This window comes from Candidatus Thiodictyon syntrophicum (assembly GCF_002813775.1).
Classification (GTDB): domain Bacteria; phylum Pseudomonadota; class Gammaproteobacteria; order Chromatiales; family Chromatiaceae; genus Thiodictyon; species Thiodictyon syntrophicum.
Genome location: NZ_CP020370.1, coordinates 4,914,667 through 4,928,347 on the forward strand (window position 1 = coordinate 4,914,667; position 13,681 = coordinate 4,928,347).

At 60.8% G+C, this 13,681-nt stretch carries 15 protein-coding genes; 11 read left to right on the top strand and 4 right to left on the bottom strand.

Annotated elements, in window-relative coordinates; translation table 11 throughout:
• Nucleotides 1-249 precede the first annotated feature (249 nt).
• From THSYN_RS20760 to THSYN_RS20805, 11 genes are all read left to right on the top strand, one after another.
• Nucleotides 250-1,362 carry a GIY-YIG nuclease family protein gene (locus tag THSYN_RS20760; RefSeq protein ID WP_100920808.1) on the top strand — a complete coding sequence of 371 codons (1,113 nt, stop codon included), beginning with the start codon at nucleotides 250-252 and terminating at the stop codon, nucleotides 1,360-1,362.
• Between the two features lie 541 nt (nucleotides 1,363-1,903).
• Nucleotides 1,904-2,854: a hypothetical protein gene (locus tag THSYN_RS34200; RefSeq protein ID WP_157817824.1), complete on the top strand. Its 951-nt coding sequence runs from the start codon at nucleotides 1,904-1,906 to the stop codon at nucleotides 2,852-2,854.
• A gap of 203 nt (nucleotides 2,855-3,057) precedes the next feature.
• A complete protein-coding gene (locus tag THSYN_RS20770; RefSeq protein WP_100920810.1) occupies nucleotides 3,058-3,387 on the top strand; it encodes a nucleotidyltransferase domain-containing protein in 330 nt (109 codons plus the stop codon).
• 154 nt (nucleotides 3,388-3,541) lie between these two features.
• Nucleotides 3,542-3,760 carry a hypothetical protein gene (locus THSYN_RS20775; protein ID WP_100920811.1) on the top strand — a complete coding sequence of 73 codons (219 nt, stop codon included), beginning with the start codon at nucleotides 3,542-3,544 and terminating at the stop codon, nucleotides 3,758-3,760.
• Nucleotides 3,761-4,175: 415 nt separating this feature from the next.
• Nucleotides 4,176-4,328, top strand: a complete 153-nt coding sequence (locus tag THSYN_RS34205) for a plasmid pRiA4b ORF-3 family protein (protein ID WP_157817825.1) — start codon at nucleotides 4,176-4,178, stop codon at nucleotides 4,326-4,328.
• Nucleotides 4,329-4,344: 16 nt separating this feature from the next.
• On the top strand, nucleotides 4,345-4,998 hold the full coding sequence (locus THSYN_RS20780; protein WP_216644598.1) for a PBPRA1643 family SWIM/SEC-C metal-binding motif protein: 654 nt from the start codon (nucleotides 4,345-4,347) through the stop codon (nucleotides 4,996-4,998).
• A 363-nt stretch (nucleotides 4,999-5,361) separates the two neighbouring features.
• Nucleotides 5,362-6,030, top strand: coding sequence for a cysteine hydrolase family protein (locus THSYN_RS20785; protein ID WP_100920812.1), 669 nt, complete (start codon nucleotides 5,362-5,364; stop codon nucleotides 6,028-6,030).
• Between the two features lie 18 nt (nucleotides 6,031-6,048).
• Nucleotides 6,049-7,008 carry an urea transporter gene (locus THSYN_RS20790; RefSeq protein WP_100920813.1) on the top strand — a complete coding sequence of 320 codons (960 nt, stop codon included), beginning with the start codon at nucleotides 6,049-6,051 and terminating at the stop codon, nucleotides 7,006-7,008.
• A 40-nt stretch (nucleotides 7,009-7,048) separates the two neighbouring features.
• Nucleotides 7,049-7,405, top strand: a complete 357-nt coding sequence (locus tag THSYN_RS20795; RefSeq protein ID WP_100920814.1) for a cupin domain-containing protein — start codon at nucleotides 7,049-7,051, stop codon at nucleotides 7,403-7,405.
• Nucleotides 7,406-7,419: 14 nt separating this feature from the next.
• A complete protein-coding gene (locus THSYN_RS20800; RefSeq protein WP_100920815.1) occupies nucleotides 7,420-7,896 on the top strand; it encodes a hypothetical protein in 477 nt (158 codons plus the stop codon).
• Nucleotides 7,897-7,923: 27 nt separating this feature from the next.
• Nucleotides 7,924-8,988 (top strand): OmpA family protein, encoded by a 1,065-nt coding sequence (locus THSYN_RS20805; protein ID WP_100920816.1) that lies wholly within the window; start codon nucleotides 7,924-7,926, stop codon nucleotides 8,986-8,988.
• A 211-nt stretch (nucleotides 8,989-9,199) separates the two neighbouring features.
• Here the strand turns inward: THSYN_RS20805 and THSYN_RS20810 are convergent, their stop codons facing one another.
• From THSYN_RS20810 to THSYN_RS20825, 4 genes are all read right to left on the bottom strand, one after another.
• Entirely contained in the window at nucleotides 9,200-10,105 is a 906-nt protein-coding gene (locus THSYN_RS20810) for a prephenate dehydrogenase/arogenate dehydrogenase family protein (RefSeq protein WP_100920817.1), read from the bottom strand.
• Entirely contained in the window at nucleotides 10,102-11,217 is a 1,116-nt protein-coding gene (hisC, locus tag THSYN_RS20815; protein WP_100920818.1) for a histidinol-phosphate transaminase, read from the bottom strand. Before hisC ends, THSYN_RS20810 begins: the two co-directional genes overlap by 4 nt.
• 77 nt (nucleotides 11,218-11,294) lie before the next feature.
• Nucleotides 11,295-12,431 carry a prephenate dehydratase gene (pheA, locus tag THSYN_RS20820; RefSeq protein ID WP_100920819.1) on the bottom strand — a complete coding sequence of 379 codons (1,137 nt, stop codon included), beginning with the start codon at nucleotides 12,429-12,431 and terminating at the stop codon, nucleotides 11,295-11,297.
• 13 nt (nucleotides 12,432-12,444) lie between these two features.
• Entirely contained in the window at nucleotides 12,445-13,614 is a 1,170-nt protein-coding gene (locus THSYN_RS20825) for a 3-phosphoglycerate dehydrogenase family protein (protein ID WP_100920820.1), read from the bottom strand.
• Between the last annotated feature and the right edge of the window lie 67 nt (nucleotides 13,615-13,681).

The following is a 13,681-nucleotide window of genomic DNA, read 5'->3' on the forward strand; positions in this document are numbered from 1 at the left end:
TGTCACGCATGTGTCAGGCGCTCTGCGCCGCGAGGCCGGCAATCGCGAACTGAGTCACGGCAACCCTGAGAACGAAGCTCTTCAGTGAAGCGGATATCAAATTATGTTGAGAACACTGCATCGCCCAGACGGATAGGCAACACATGAAAACGTCAAGCAAAATCGTACCGTCCTTTTCCTTGCGCGAATAGAATTCTCATATTATTCGTGTCGAAGATGAAAGCTTGATCACTAGAGAAATACTTCACTATGTCTGGAAACATCTACATTCTAACAGATGGGGCAAACACGAAAATTGGTTGCACAATTAGCCTGGACAAGAGGCTTTCTGCCTACAGCACACACAATCCGAACTTCAGCACCTATAAAGCCTATGAATGTTCCATTGAGGAGGCCAAAAGAATTGAGGGAGTGATTAAATTCTACTTCAAGGATAAATTGTCTGGGCCGTCAAAAGAGTGGTTCAGTGTTCCGCCAGAAGAAATAGATAAGATTGTCGCTGTCCTGTTGGAACCGTCAACGGAACAAGCCATTATTCCCGCTATGCACGGAGTGACAATCCCCAGAGATATCTATGACTTGAAGGAAATGCTTCTTGCTGCGCTCGCCAAGCAAGACCTTGCTGCTTTCGCCCGGAAGAGGTCAAAATCTGATGAAATTCATCAATTGAAGAACCAATTTGCAGAACTGTTCGCCAGATCACTCCAATTGGGTACTCCCGAACATAAATTGCCCCCGGATATTGTAAAAAAGGATTATCTTGGGCTCGACCTCTACCATTGCGATAAGAATTCAGAGATCGCAATTATGGCCATCAAGAACCAGCGTTTTCAACTGCCGCACGATGACCATATAATCAACTTCTTCCATCTCGTTAGGTTGTCCTCGGGCAGTTATATCGCAATCTGCACTTCACGGGTGTCGATGCCCTACTTGAGAGCAATAGCGGGAAAAAATACTGTCATCCTTGAAGCAGCAGGCAATCTTGGCTTATATGCCTTCAACTACGATGAATGGTCTTGGCATTCGCCCGATGAAACCGGGCTTTTTCTGTATATGCACAAGACACCAGTTAAGAAGAGATTGAGCCTTTGGGCCGGTTCTTTCCGCAAGTGGGTTATTGAGCGGTCAAAATTGCTGGCACAACAGCGAGTTGGCAACAAGAACGATCAGGAGACCTATCTTAAGACGATTGAGACTATTTGCGAAGACACCACCTTCCCGTTGCATGTTCGGTCAGCAGAAGAATTCTTTGATGAATATATGGAGCCGTTTTGGGGCTTTGCTTGGAACGATGAAGATTTGCACTTTATGCAGCATTCCTACGACTACTTGTTTGAACAATGGCGGACTATGCAGTGATTGAGTCGGCGCGGGGTTCGGTGGACGGCGCTATCGCTTGTCCACCCTACGGCCGGAACTATGATCAAGGCCCCGCACGGCGAGTGCGAAACCAAGACAATTTGACAAGATTTACAAGATTTACAAGATTTACAAGATGTTATTCCTTATTTAATCTTGTAAATCTTGTTAATCTTGTCAAGAAAATTCGGAACCGGTCAGGATCGCGGCCAGAACCATGATCAAGGCCACTGCGCAGATCGATGACCTCGCGGACGGACCGGTACGCGGGGCCATCCGCAAGGCCCGCAGCGGCGAAAAGTCGGGACGGGAATTTCTTACGCAGACGCATAGAGAAATCTCCCGCAGTGGACCGGGGACAGCCCCAACCTGAAAGGCATCGCGGAGCGCTTCAACAGGAAGGAGCCTTGGCGTAAACTTGCGCTTGCTCCCACGCTCAGACGTCGGAGTAAGTGCAAACGCTTTAGCGTCGCGAATGATCTGGCCACGGGCGTATTTCCACGCGGCAGTGGGAAGCGACAACCGTTCGGGAACAACAAAGATGAAGTACTTCTTTTGCTCCGATGAAGATTTTTTTGAGCCGCGAACGATTGAACTTCTGCGCAAATTGCCTTCGGGGCGAAACAACTTTCTTGACGCGGGGTTAAGGCATCCAGCGGACATCTATAATACATCGTCGTCCGAAGTCTGGAAGACGATTGACGCACTGCTGACGCAAAAATCGTTGATTACAGACGAATGCCTATACCTCTCCAGCAAAGGAAACGACTGGCAGACCAACTTAGCTCTCGCTATCGACCATGTACTTGATGCGGTTGCACAGCATATCGAAGCGTGCGAGAGCATCGTTTACCACGTCGCAAGGGGGAACAGCGAAAAAGATGCAGTCAAGAAGCGACGTCAGTTTTGCCACGCGATTGAGCCCTATCGCGGCCATGTAAATAAGATCGTCAACTACATCAAGCACCGCCATTGCCCGTTACGAATATTGCATTTTCACACCATTGGTTTCTTCACACCAGGTTACTTCTTAGAGGGACCGATTAATGAAGAGATGATCGGCCCGAATCCGGACATCCACAGTGGGGCAAATGTCGCGATATCCCTGAACCGCGACATCCCGTATCATATTATCCACATGTTCTTCCTCGCTCGCGCATTGCATTCCGCATTGAACAAACAGATTGAGCAGAGTTCGTTTACCCAGCCTCCTAAACCGCAGAGAAACCATTTAGTTAGCAGAGTATTAAAGGCAACATCGCTGTTACCGCTGCAATTTTTCCCGGATGAACTCTCGAAACCTGTTCCGCTTGTAAAATATACACAGGACACAGTGAATCCCGAGATCGGCAAGGTATTATTGGAGTTTCCTAGTCGTCGCGTCAAAGTTCAGAGCTTACCTCACCCAGCTGAGATTAGCTGCTCTGTCGATTTCTCAGAGCACTCGAGAAAGTACAAACTCCCCTACTTCGGAAATGACACGAGAAGTTAGGCCGCAGCCGTAGCCTGGATGGAGCCCAGCGGAATCCAGGTTACCGCTGCAATATTGATATATAATTTTTCTGCGAGGATGCCCCCCCGGATCTCGCTGCGGTCCATCCGGGCCATGCAGAGGCCGCAGCGAAGACTGGCCCAGCCTCGAGGCGTGGGAACGAAATGAAGCGAGAAGATAACTGCTACATCCCCGGAGACGACATGGATACCGAGACCGAACGTACCGCTCGCCTGTTCCTGAAGTTCGTCAGTAATCACTATGACTTGACTGGGGCGCTGCTGTTCGGCAGCCGGGCCAGGCACGACGGGGACAGCGACAGCGACGCGGACATTGCGGTGCTGCTGCGTGGGGTGCCGGGTGCTCGGGCCGATGCAGCGGTGGCAATGGCCGGGATTGCCTTCGACGTGATGCTGGAAACCGGTGTTCTGATCGATCCGATTCCGCTTTGGGAGGAGGAATGGAACCACCCGGAGCGGTTCAGCAATCCGGCGTTGATTGCGAATATACGTCGTGACGGAGTGATCCTGTGAGCCCTGACGAGCATGTAGGTTGGCGTGAGCAACGAACCCCAACATCCCCGCGCCGCACTTCAGTGCGCCCCTTACCCCATCCTACGATCGTCAATAGCAGTGATGCGACGCGCGGAAACCAGCAATGCCTTAATCGCCCGCACGACTCCCAGCCATGGCCAAGCAAAAAAGAAAACTGACGACCGCCGAAAAGGCAGCAAAGAAGCGCCGAAGGGAGCAATATATGTGCGTTTTCCTGAATGGCAAGCAGAAAATGGTTCGCCGACCACAGATGATCGACGGCTTGCCGGAGGAAGAATTTGTCCTCCGCAACGCCGACCCCATCTGGCTACATGAGAACGGGATGTGGGAATATCTCGACGGCGGGGCTTGAAGACTGAGGGGCGACAGCCGGGCCTTGAACGTCGTTCCGGCCAGCATCGGCAGGAATGAGTTCATACGGGGGCGGTCCCAAACCGCACAGCGAGCGCGAAGCCAAGATATTTAGACAGGATTAACAAGATTTACAAGATGTTATTTGTTTTGAATCTTGTAAATCTTGTTAGTCCTGTCAAAAAGAATTTCGGAACCGGCTCAGGGTCGCGGCCGGAACCATGATCAAGGCCGACAGCCGCGATTATGGCCGCGTCGACTGACTCTCAGCGCGCGAAGCGTCTGACACAGGCGTGGCACGGCGTAGCGGTGTCATGAGTACGGTGGAGCTTGGCCCGACTGGTGCGATAAGGAGGACTCCTGATTGCGCATAGTCGTTCGTTCCTGTTTTATTAATAAAAAGCGGAGAATTGAGGATGATCTGGAAGCTCTTCTATTATTTCGACTACGGCGATAGCTGGACCTTTGAGATTTCGCGTACGCGCAAGGCACCCTTCGCGGCGGTTCCCGGCATCAAATATCCCGTACTGATCGAGAAGATCGGAAAAAATCCGAAGCAATATCCATAGGTCGAGGAACAATGCCATGGCAAAATTGGGCAGTAAGGCGCGTCCGCTCATGCTGCGCGTCCAATCGGAGGATCGGGCCTATTTCGTGGCCGCGACCTGTGCGAAGCACGGCTGGGAGTACATCATGGAGATCGCGCCGTACGAACGGGAGGATCTCGGTGACCTGGATCAGGTGGTGACTCCCGTTGCGCCGGTCAGATCGGCCAAGGTCGAGCGCAATGGCCCCTGCCCCTGCGGCAGCGGCAAGAAATACAAGAAGTGCTGCGGTTCCGCCACGGCAGTGACAGGACCCGGGGAACCGAAGCTGTCGGCGGTGATCTGGGACTACGCGGAGCCCCTGACCAACGCGGTGACCAGCGCTGCGGATACCAGGAAGGCCGCCCAAATGGCGATCCTCTGCTGGAACGCGGCCGTGCTTCCGGGAGTCGAGCAGCGGGTAAATGCCGAGGATTCAATGCGCAAGCTCGCGAATGGTGATCCGACGATGGAGCAGGAACTCTTGGCGATCTTCGAGATGATGACCAAACGCAAGCAGCGCTATTTCAGGGACGATGACCGAGTGATCGCGGAGTATTCGATCACCGACCGCGAGGACGGACTACACCTGATGGTCAAGTCGACGCACATCAAACCCGATGACCGATCGCCCCGGGTTCCTGTCCGGGGTTAGCGTATGGCCGCGATGCGGCGCCGCGGCGAACTCCGACGCCGCGTTTCCTGGGCCGCCGTCGCGGCTGAAGCCGCTCCCACAGCGTCGCTGCGCGACTTCCACGGGTAAAGCCTTGAACTCCAACCCGCAGCGGCCGGGACGATGCTCAATTCCCGCTGCCGCGTCGCGCGATTATGATGCGTCGGGCCCTGCCGATCCCGGCATGGAGCCCATGCCCAACCAAGACGCTCAAGATATTTTCGGGCGGCCGTTGCAATCGCTCGCCACCATCCTATGTTGCGAGGAAATGGGCTGATTCTCCGTCACTCGGCGGTGCGTTGTGCCTGCGTAGGTCAAAAATTCGACGAGGGGGACACCAGGGCCATGCCAACACTTAACGCAAATCCGTTCGGCTACGAGTTCGATATCGACCACATCGCCCTGCTCTGCATCGACATGCAGCGCGATTTCTGCCTGCCGGGCGGGTTTGCGGAATCCCTGGGCAACGATGTCAGTCTGATCGCGCCCTGCATCCCGGTCATCGCGAAGCTCCAGGCGGCGTTCCGCAAGGCCGGGTTGCCGGTGATCCACACCAAGGAGTGTCACAAGCCGGACCTGTCCGACCTGCCGACGGCAAAGCGCAACCGCGGCAACCCGAAGCTCAAGATCGGGGACATGGGGCCGCTGGGACGAATCCTGATCGACGGCGAGCCCGGATCGGAGTTTGTCGACGACTGTAAGCCCCTGGAGGGGGAACTGGTAATCTCCAAGCCAGGCAAGGATTCCTTCTACCGCACCGGTCTGCGCGACTATCTGGTGACGCGCGGTATCACCAATCTCGTGATCACCGGGGCCACCACCGACGTCTGCGTCCAGACGACGATGCGCTGTGCCAATGATCGCGGCTATGACTGCCTGCTGATCGAGGACGGGACCGAAAGCTATTTTCCCGAGTTCAAGGCCTTCACGCTCAAGGCCCTGACCGCGCAGGGCGGCATCGTCGGGTGGACCTGCAAGGCGGAACCGGTATTGGATTTGCTGGCGCGGCTCTGAGCGACCCGGGGGCCGTCCATGATGGCACCGGTCGAGGCGCTGTTTGGGCCCGTAGCGCCGGGGCAGGTCCCGTACTGGCGGCTGGTCCTGCGCGGGTGCTCGCAGCTGTGCTTTCAGACCAACGAATTGACGGCCCTGTTCTTCCTGGCCGCGGTGGCCCTCGCCTCTCCCATCGCCGCAGCCTATATGCTCACGGCGGCGGTCATCGCACCCGGGGCACGTATGGTGTTGGGTGAGCGGGGGCCGGTGCTCGAGACCGGGCTTCCCGGTCTCAATCCCTGTCTGATCGCACTTGCGCTGCCGGCCTTCTTTCACACCGGCTGGACCGACGCCGCGATGTGGGGTCTGCTGATTGTCGCGGTCCTTAGCACCGTGGTCCTGACACGGCTGCTGGTTGCCTTCCTACCGCTCCCGACGCTCGCGCTGCCCTTCTTGATCACCTTCTGGATCATCTTCGCCTTGACGCCAATTCTCGGCTTCTTGCAGCCGATCGCTTTCGGGGTGGCCGGGCAGACGACGCTGCACCCCGTGGAGGCGGTGCTGCGCGGACTGGGCGAGGCGCTATTCAGCCCCACTGTCTGGTCTGGTTTGCTCGTACTCGCGGGGGTCTTGCTCAGCAATTGGCGACACGGGGTGCTTGCGCTCCTCGGCGCTGTCATCGCCATGGTCGTGGCCTATTATCATCGCGACCTGGCCGACCCGGCCACGATCAATCTTGGTCTCTATGGGTTCAATGGCGTCCTGGCGGCCGTGGCGGTGTTCGTGTGCTGCGGTGGGATGCTCAGGCTTGCCTGTTTCGGGGCTATCCTCGCGACGCTGCTGATCCCGGCAATCCCCGACTTCGGTGTCAGCGCACTATCGGCGCCGTTCGTGCTTAGCACCTGGCTTCTGGTTACGCTGGGCTGGATCGAGCGCAACTGGTTTGATCTGCCATCGACGCGCGCGGCGTCGGCCGCCCGCGAAACTGAATCGGCGTGACCGCGCGCCGCGCCCGTCCATCCCTCCTGGAGGTAGCCGAATGATGACGCTGACCGCTCCGCTCGTATTTGCCGATCTCTTGGCCCAGGCGAAAAAGCTGCGCGAGACGAACGCCTGGAAGCCCTTTCGCCCAGGGGTGGGCGCCCACTGGCTTTATGAGGACGAGGACGGCGCCGCGGCGGTGCTGCTCCACTATGAACCCGGCGCGCAGGTGGCGCTGCACGAGCATGTCGGATATGAGCAGATGCTCGTCCTCGAAGGGGAGCAATCCGACGAGGCGGGCAGCTATCCCGCGGGCAGTTTCGTCATCAACCCGCCCGGCACCAGCCATTCCCCGCGCAGCGCCGCAGGCTGCGTGGCGCTGCTGATCTACGAGAAGGCCGTTCGGTTCCCATGAAAAGCAGAGAATTGATGGCCTGCGAGACCAAGGTCTTCGCGGCCAGGATCAGGGCACTGAAGCCAAAGGAGGTCCAACGCCACATCACCTGGGCGGCGGCTCACCTGGGCGTGCAGGATATGGAGGCGCTCACCCGGGCGGTGCTGGAGGCGGTGTTCAACGACGGCGACCTGCCGGCGGACAGCGGTGAGGAGATGCGGCGCGTACTCGCTGCCGTCGCGCCCTGGGTGACGGACCCGCGGGAACAGGCGGACCTGCTGCTGCGCTTAGTGGCACTCTATGTAACCTACGTGCGTCAGGGGGTCCAGGACCTGGTGCTGGCCAAGCGCCGTCAGGACAGGCAGGCACCGCCGGCGCATGACCGCAGCAGGCACCATGAGCACACCCACTGCGATGACCCGGACTGCCGGGACCATGGCCACCCCCATGACCCGGGTCCCGCGCCGGCACAGACTCCGCTGGCCCGGGGGATTCGCGCGGTCATCGCCTAGTCAATTGTCGCCCCAGGAGTTTTGCCCATGCTGCGCACCATTCTGACCACCCTGACCCTGTGCCTGTTCACCGCCGGGGCCTGGGCCGATGCCACCGTCCCGACCAAGGACCAGGACGGCGCCCGGGACCATCCGCTGCTCAAGCGCTATGAGGGGTCCTTCATCGTCGCCCACGACGGCAAGGCCTTCGATGAGTTCGTGCTGCCGGTGGCGCCGCTGAAGGCCGACCGCGAGCGGCGCGATCAGCACAACAACATCTGGTTCGCACCGGAGCAGGCGCTGGCACTGGAGGGTCGCACGACGCGCCTGGTCTATCTGGTGCCGGAGGGCCGCTCACCCCTGGAGGTGGTGAGCAATTACCAGGACGAGGTGGAGGCAGCCGACGGCAAGGTACTGTTCGTATGCAAGCGTGAGGAGTGCGGTGGCGACCCGGGACGGTCAAGCGAGGGCGGTGGCGGTCAGATGAGCCTCGCCATGGTCCTCTACCCCAAAGAGCGCATCAACGAGCCGGATTTTTCCAATGGCAACTGCGCTATGACGGAGCGCATCAAGGACCAACGCTATCTGGCCGCCGAGTTGCCGCAGCAGCAGGCGCATGTCTCGGTGCTGGCCTATATCCTTAAGGCCGACAACTATTGCAAGGCGCTCGATGGGCGCACGGTCGCGATCGTGGACTTCGTGGAAGCCAAAGGGCGAGAGCAGAAGATGGTGAAGGTGGACGCGGCGCAGATGGCGCGCTCCATCGCAGCGACCGGGCGGATCGCCCTCTACGGTATCCTGTTCGATGTCGATAAGGCGACGGTAAAACCGGAATCGACACCGGCCCTGACCGAGATCGCGGCGCTGCTCAAGGCAGACCCGGCCCTCAAGCTGCTGGTCGTGGGCCATACCGACACGGCCGGGGCCTTCGATTACAACCGCCAACTCTCCCAACGGCGGGCGGACGCGGTGGTGGCCGCCCTGGTGCGTGACCATCAGGCGGACAAGGCACGGTTGCTGCCGGTAGGGGTGTCATTCGCCGCACCGGTGGCCTCCAATGCGAGTGAGGAAGGACGGGCGCAGAATCGGCGGGTGGAGTTGGTGCAGTATTAGGAACGGCTCACTAATAAGTTAAAAACGTCCATTAGGCAAGTCCATTAGGAAGTGCGTTCAGCGTCGTTGTCGTTGTCGTTGTCGAGGTTATTGTAGCGCCTCGGATTCTGTCGCGCCCCAAATTGCATCGCTTCTCCGATTACGATTACGATCACGACAACGACAACGATTCCCAGACCACTCCGACCGTGCGGCTTTGCGAAGCGCCGATTTATTTGCGTTTGTCGGCGTCCGATGACGGACTGTCCTTGGGCGACGCAACCTCCACATACCGGTCCCGCGCCGCCTTGGCGCGCTCGAAGACCTCCAGCAGGGTATTGCCGTCGCCCAGGCGAATAGCCTGGGACAAGTCCGTCAATTCGATGCTGAAGCGCGCCAGCATGGCGGACAGGGCCTCGCGGTTGGCCATGCAGATGTCCCGCCACATGACCGGGCTCGATGAGGCGATGCGGGTGAAGTCGCGAAAGCCCCCGGCGGCATAGCGGAAGATCTCGTCGGTTTCGTCCATGCGCGCCAAGGCGTCCACCAGGCCGTAGGCAAGCATGTGGGGCAGGTGGCTGGTGGCGGCCAGGACCTCGTCGTGGTGGGCCACGGACATGCGGCTGACCTCGGCCCCGCAGGTGCGCCACATCCAGTCCACCCGCGCCAGGGCCTCCGGGTCGGTCTCCGGCAGGGGTGTGAGGATGACCCGGCGCTGACGGTAGAGGGTCGCAAAGGAGGCATCGACCCCGCTGTGCTCGGTGCCGGCGATCGGGTGCCCCGGGACCAGGCGCGGCGGTATCCGGCCGAAGGCGGCCAGGGCGTCGGCGACCACGCTGCCTTTGACACTGCCGCCGTCGGTCACGATGGCGTCCGCGCGCAACCGGTCCTTGATCGCCGTGAAGACGGCACGGATCGCGCCCAGGGGAACGGCGATGAACACCAGGTCCGCCCCCGCGACCGCGGCGGCGGGGTCCTGGTCGAAGCGGTCGATCACCCCGATTTCCACCGCCCGCTCCAGGTTAGGCAGGGCGCGCCCGCAGCCGACCACCTCGTTGACCGCCCCGGCCGCGCGCAGGGCGCGGGCCAGGGAGCCGCCGATCAGGCCGACGCCGATGATGGCAAGTCGTTCAATCATAAGACCTTGACAATATCCTCAAGGGCCGCGAGCAAGCGGGCGTTGTCCGCCTCGAGGCCGATACTGATCCGCAGATGATTGGGCAGGCCGTAGTTGGCGATGGGCCGCACAATAATACCCCGGCGCAGCAGGGCCTCATTGATCGGAGCGGCGGTGCGGCCCAGGTCGACGGTGACGAAATTACCGACGGACGGAATATAGCCCAGCCCCAAGCGCTCGAAGCCGGCGGTGAGTTGGCGCATCCCGGCGCGGTTGAGTTCCACTGAGGCCCGCACGTGTTCACAATCGCCGATGGCCGCCGCCGCCGCCGCCTGGGCCAGGCTGTTGACGTTGAAGGGGTGACGCACCCGGTTGAGCAGGTCCGCGAGGCGCGGGTCGCTGAGCGCATAGCCGACCCGCAGGGCCGCGAGCCCGTGGGCCTTGGAGAAGGTGCGGGTGACGATCAGGTGCGGGTGGGCGTCGAGCCACTGGGTGGCGTCCGGGAAGTCGGGCTCGCTGACGTATTCGGTGTAGGCCTCGTCGATCACCACCACACAGGTCTTGGGCAGCCCCTCGATGAAGGTCCGCAAGGGGTCCGCCGCGAGCCAGGTACCGGTGGGGTTGTTGGGGTTGGCAATCCAGACCACCCGCGTGTGCTCGTTCACCAGGGCAGCCATGGCCGCGAGGTCATGGCCGTAGTCGCGCGCCGGGGCGATGCGGGCCGTGGCGCCCACTGCCTGGGTGGCGATCGGATAGACGGCGAAGGCGTGCGCGGAGAAGAGCGATTCGGTCCCCGGCTGGAGGAAAACCCGCGCCACCATGTCCAGCACATCGTTGGAGCCGTTGCCGATGGTGACCGCCATGGGCGACACCCGATGGTGGTCGGCGATGGCCCGGCGCAGTTCAAAGGCGGCACCGTCCGGATAAAGACCCAACTCAGGCAGGGCCGCGGCGATGGCCTCGCGCGCCCGATGCCCGGGGCCTAAGGGGTTTTCATTGGAGGCGAGCTTGATGGTGCCGCTGATGCCCAGTTCGCGCTCCAACTCCGAGACCGGCTTGCCGGGGACATAGGGGGTAAGGCCCGCGATACCGGGGGCGGCAAGGGCGAGAAAGGGGTTTTCTTGGTTGGTCATGCACTGGGTCCGGATGGGGAAAAGGGACTGCCTATAGCGCCATTTTCATTGTGTTTAACTTGTTCTTGACTGGTTACTTACAGCACCGCGACCGGGTAGGACCCAAGCACCTTGAAGAGCAGCGATGCCTGCTTGAGATGTTCCAATGCCTCGGCCACCTTGGGGTCGGCCCGGTGGCCGATGATGTCGATGAAAAAGACATAGTCCCAGATCCCCCGGCGGGAGGGCCGGGACTCGATCCGGGTCATGTCGATGCCGTGCTCCGCCAACGGTGACAGCAATGCGTGCAGACCACCGGAGGCGTTGCGGCAGGAGATCAGCAGACTGGTCTTGTCCTGGCCGCTGGAGGGAGCGTCCTTGGGGCCGATCACCAGGAAGCGGGTGGTGTTGCCGGGTTCGTCCTCAATGCTCTGCTCGAGCACCGTGAGGCCGTAAATTTCGGCCGCCGGGAGCCCGGCCACCGCGGCACTCCCCGCCTCCAGGCTCGCCAGGCGCGCCGCCTCCGCGTTGCTGCCCACCGCCACGCGCTGCGCCTGCGGCAGGTACCGGTCCAGCCAACCCCGGCACTGGGCCAGGGACTGCTGGTGAGAGTACAGGGTGCCGATGGTCGTGGTATCCGCCTCCCGGCTCATCAGGTGGTGATGGATGCGCAGGCTCACCTCGCCGGTGATCAAGAGCGGCGAGGCGAGGAACATATCCAGGGTGTGACTGATGACGCCCTCGGTGGAATTCTCCACCGGCACCACCCCGTAGTCGCAGGAACCCGCCTCCACCTCCCGGAAGATCTCGCCGATGGTCGCCATGGCGATGGTGCGCACCGAGTGGCCGAACTGCTTGAGCGCCGCCGCCTGGGTGAAGGTCCCCGCGGGCCCCAGATAGGCGGCCCGCATGGGCTGCTCCAGAGCCAGGCAGGCGGACATGATCTCGCGGAAGAGCCGGGCCACCTCCTCGCCGTCCAGGGGGCCCGGGTTCTTCTCCTTGATCCGCCGCAGGATCGCCGCCTCCCGCTCCGGGCGATAATACTGGACCGGGCCCTCCTCCGGACTCAGTGCGGGCAGCGCACCCGCCGTGCCCGCCAGGGCGTTCTTGATGCGACCCACCTGCTGGGCACAGCGGGCACGCTCGCTGATCAGGCGCATGAGGTCCATGTCGATGGAGTCGATGCGCTCGCGTACCTCATGAAGTTGATCCGCGGGGCGGGCGGGTTGGTCCATGGCTTGAGTCCCGTCAGTTGCCGAGACAGCGCACCGAGAGGACCCCCCCGATGGCGCGCAGTTGCGCGACCGTGGCCTCCGGGCAGCGCTGGTTCACGTCGATCAGGGTCACCGCCACGTCACCGCGGGAGCGATTGAGCATGTCCAGGATATTGAGCTTGGCGGCGGCCAGGTCGGTCGAGATCTGACCCACCATGTTGGGCACGTTGCTGTTGACGATGGCCATGCGATAGCCGCCGTTGCGCGGCAGACAGATGTCCGGGAAGTTGACCGAGTTGACGACGTTGCCGTCCTCCAGATAGTCGCGCACCTGATCGGCGACCATCACGGCGCAGTTGTCCTCGGCCTCCGCGGTCGAGGCCCCCAGGTGGGGCAGGGTCACCACCCGCGGGTGGTCCTTCAGCAGGTTGTTCGGAAAATCGCAGCAATAGGCGTACAGATGACCCTCGTCGAGGGCGGCGACCACCGCCTGATCGTCCAGGATACCTTCGCGGGAGAAATTGAGCAGCACCGCGCCTTTTTTCATGATCCTCACGCGCTCGGCGTTGATCATGTGCCGCGTCTCATTGGTGAGCGGCACATGGAAGGTCACGAAATCGGAGCGCGAGAGGAGGTCATCGATACTGAGCGCCGGCTGCACGTCGCTCGACAACTGCCAGGCACGCGCGATGGTGATGGTCGGGTCATAGCCGACGACCTTCATCCCCAGGGCGCGGGCGGCGTTGGCCACCTTGACCCCGATGGCCCCCAGACCGATGACGCCCAAAGTACGGCCCGGCAACTCGAAACCGACGAAGTGCTTCTTGCCCGCCTCGACCGCCTTACCGATGGACGCGTCGTCACCCGTGAGGCTCCGGGCGAAGTGCCAGGCCTGGCCGATGTTGCGGGCGGCGATCAACATACCGGCGACGACCAGTTCCTTCACCGCATTGGCGTTGGCCCCAGGGGCATTGAAGACCGCAATCCCCCGGGCGGTCATGGCCGGCACCGGGATATTGTTGGTGCCGGCCCCGGCACGGCCGATGGCCTGCACCGTGTCCGGGATCACGAGGTCGTGCATCTTGGCCGAGCGCACCAGGATCGCGTCCGGGTGGGCGATCTCGGAGGCCACCTCGTAGCGGTCCCGCGGCAGCCGGTCGAGCCCGGCCACCGAGATGTTGTTGAGCGTCTGGATCTTGAACATAGTTAATCAGGCATATCGAAAGCGGTAAGAATGATTAGCCGCAAATGAACGCAAATTAACGCAAATA

Coding starts and splice junctions, on each gene's coding strand:
- THSYN_RS20760 (WP_100920808.1), top strand. CDS start 250: ATGTCTGGAAACATCTACATTCTAACAGATGGGGCAAACACGAAAATT.
- THSYN_RS34200 (WP_157817824.1), top strand. CDS start 1,904: ATGAAGTACTTCTTTTGCTCCGATGAAGATTTTTTTGAGCCGCGAACG.
- THSYN_RS20770 (WP_100920810.1), top strand. CDS start 3,058: ATGGATACCGAGACCGAACGTACCGCTCGCCTGTTCCTGAAGTTCGTC.
- THSYN_RS20775 (WP_100920811.1), top strand. CDS start 3,542: ATGGCCAAGCAAAAAAGAAAACTGACGACCGCCGAAAAGGCAGCAAAG.
- THSYN_RS34205 (WP_157817825.1), top strand. CDS start 4,176: ATGATCTGGAAGCTCTTCTATTATTTCGACTACGGCGATAGCTGGACC.
- THSYN_RS20780 (WP_216644598.1), top strand. CDS start 4,345: ATGGCAAAATTGGGCAGTAAGGCGCGTCCGCTCATGCTGCGCGTCCAA.
- THSYN_RS20785 (WP_100920812.1), top strand. CDS start 5,362: ATGCCAACACTTAACGCAAATCCGTTCGGCTACGAGTTCGATATCGAC.
- THSYN_RS20790 (WP_100920813.1), top strand. CDS start 6,049: ATGATGGCACCGGTCGAGGCGCTGTTTGGGCCCGTAGCGCCGGGGCAG.
- THSYN_RS20795 (WP_100920814.1), top strand. CDS start 7,049: ATGATGACGCTGACCGCTCCGCTCGTATTTGCCGATCTCTTGGCCCAG.
- THSYN_RS20800 (WP_100920815.1), top strand. CDS start 7,420: ATGGCCTGCGAGACCAAGGTCTTCGCGGCCAGGATCAGGGCACTGAAG.
- THSYN_RS20805 (WP_100920816.1), top strand. CDS start 7,924: ATGCTGCGCACCATTCTGACCACCCTGACCCTGTGCCTGTTCACCGCC.
- THSYN_RS20810 (WP_100920817.1), bottom strand. CDS start 10,105: ATGATTGAACGACTTGCCATCATCGGCGTCGGCCTGATCGGCGGCTCC.
- hisC (WP_100920818.1), bottom strand. CDS start 11,217: ATGACCAACCAAGAAAACCCCTTTCTCGCCCTTGCCGCCCCCGGTATC.
- pheA (WP_100920819.1), bottom strand. CDS start 12,431: ATGGACCAACCCGCCCGCCCCGCGGATCAACTTCATGAGGTACGCGAG.
- THSYN_RS20825 (WP_100920820.1), bottom strand. CDS start 13,614: ATGTTCAAGATCCAGACGCTCAACAACATCTCGGTGGCCGGGCTCGAC.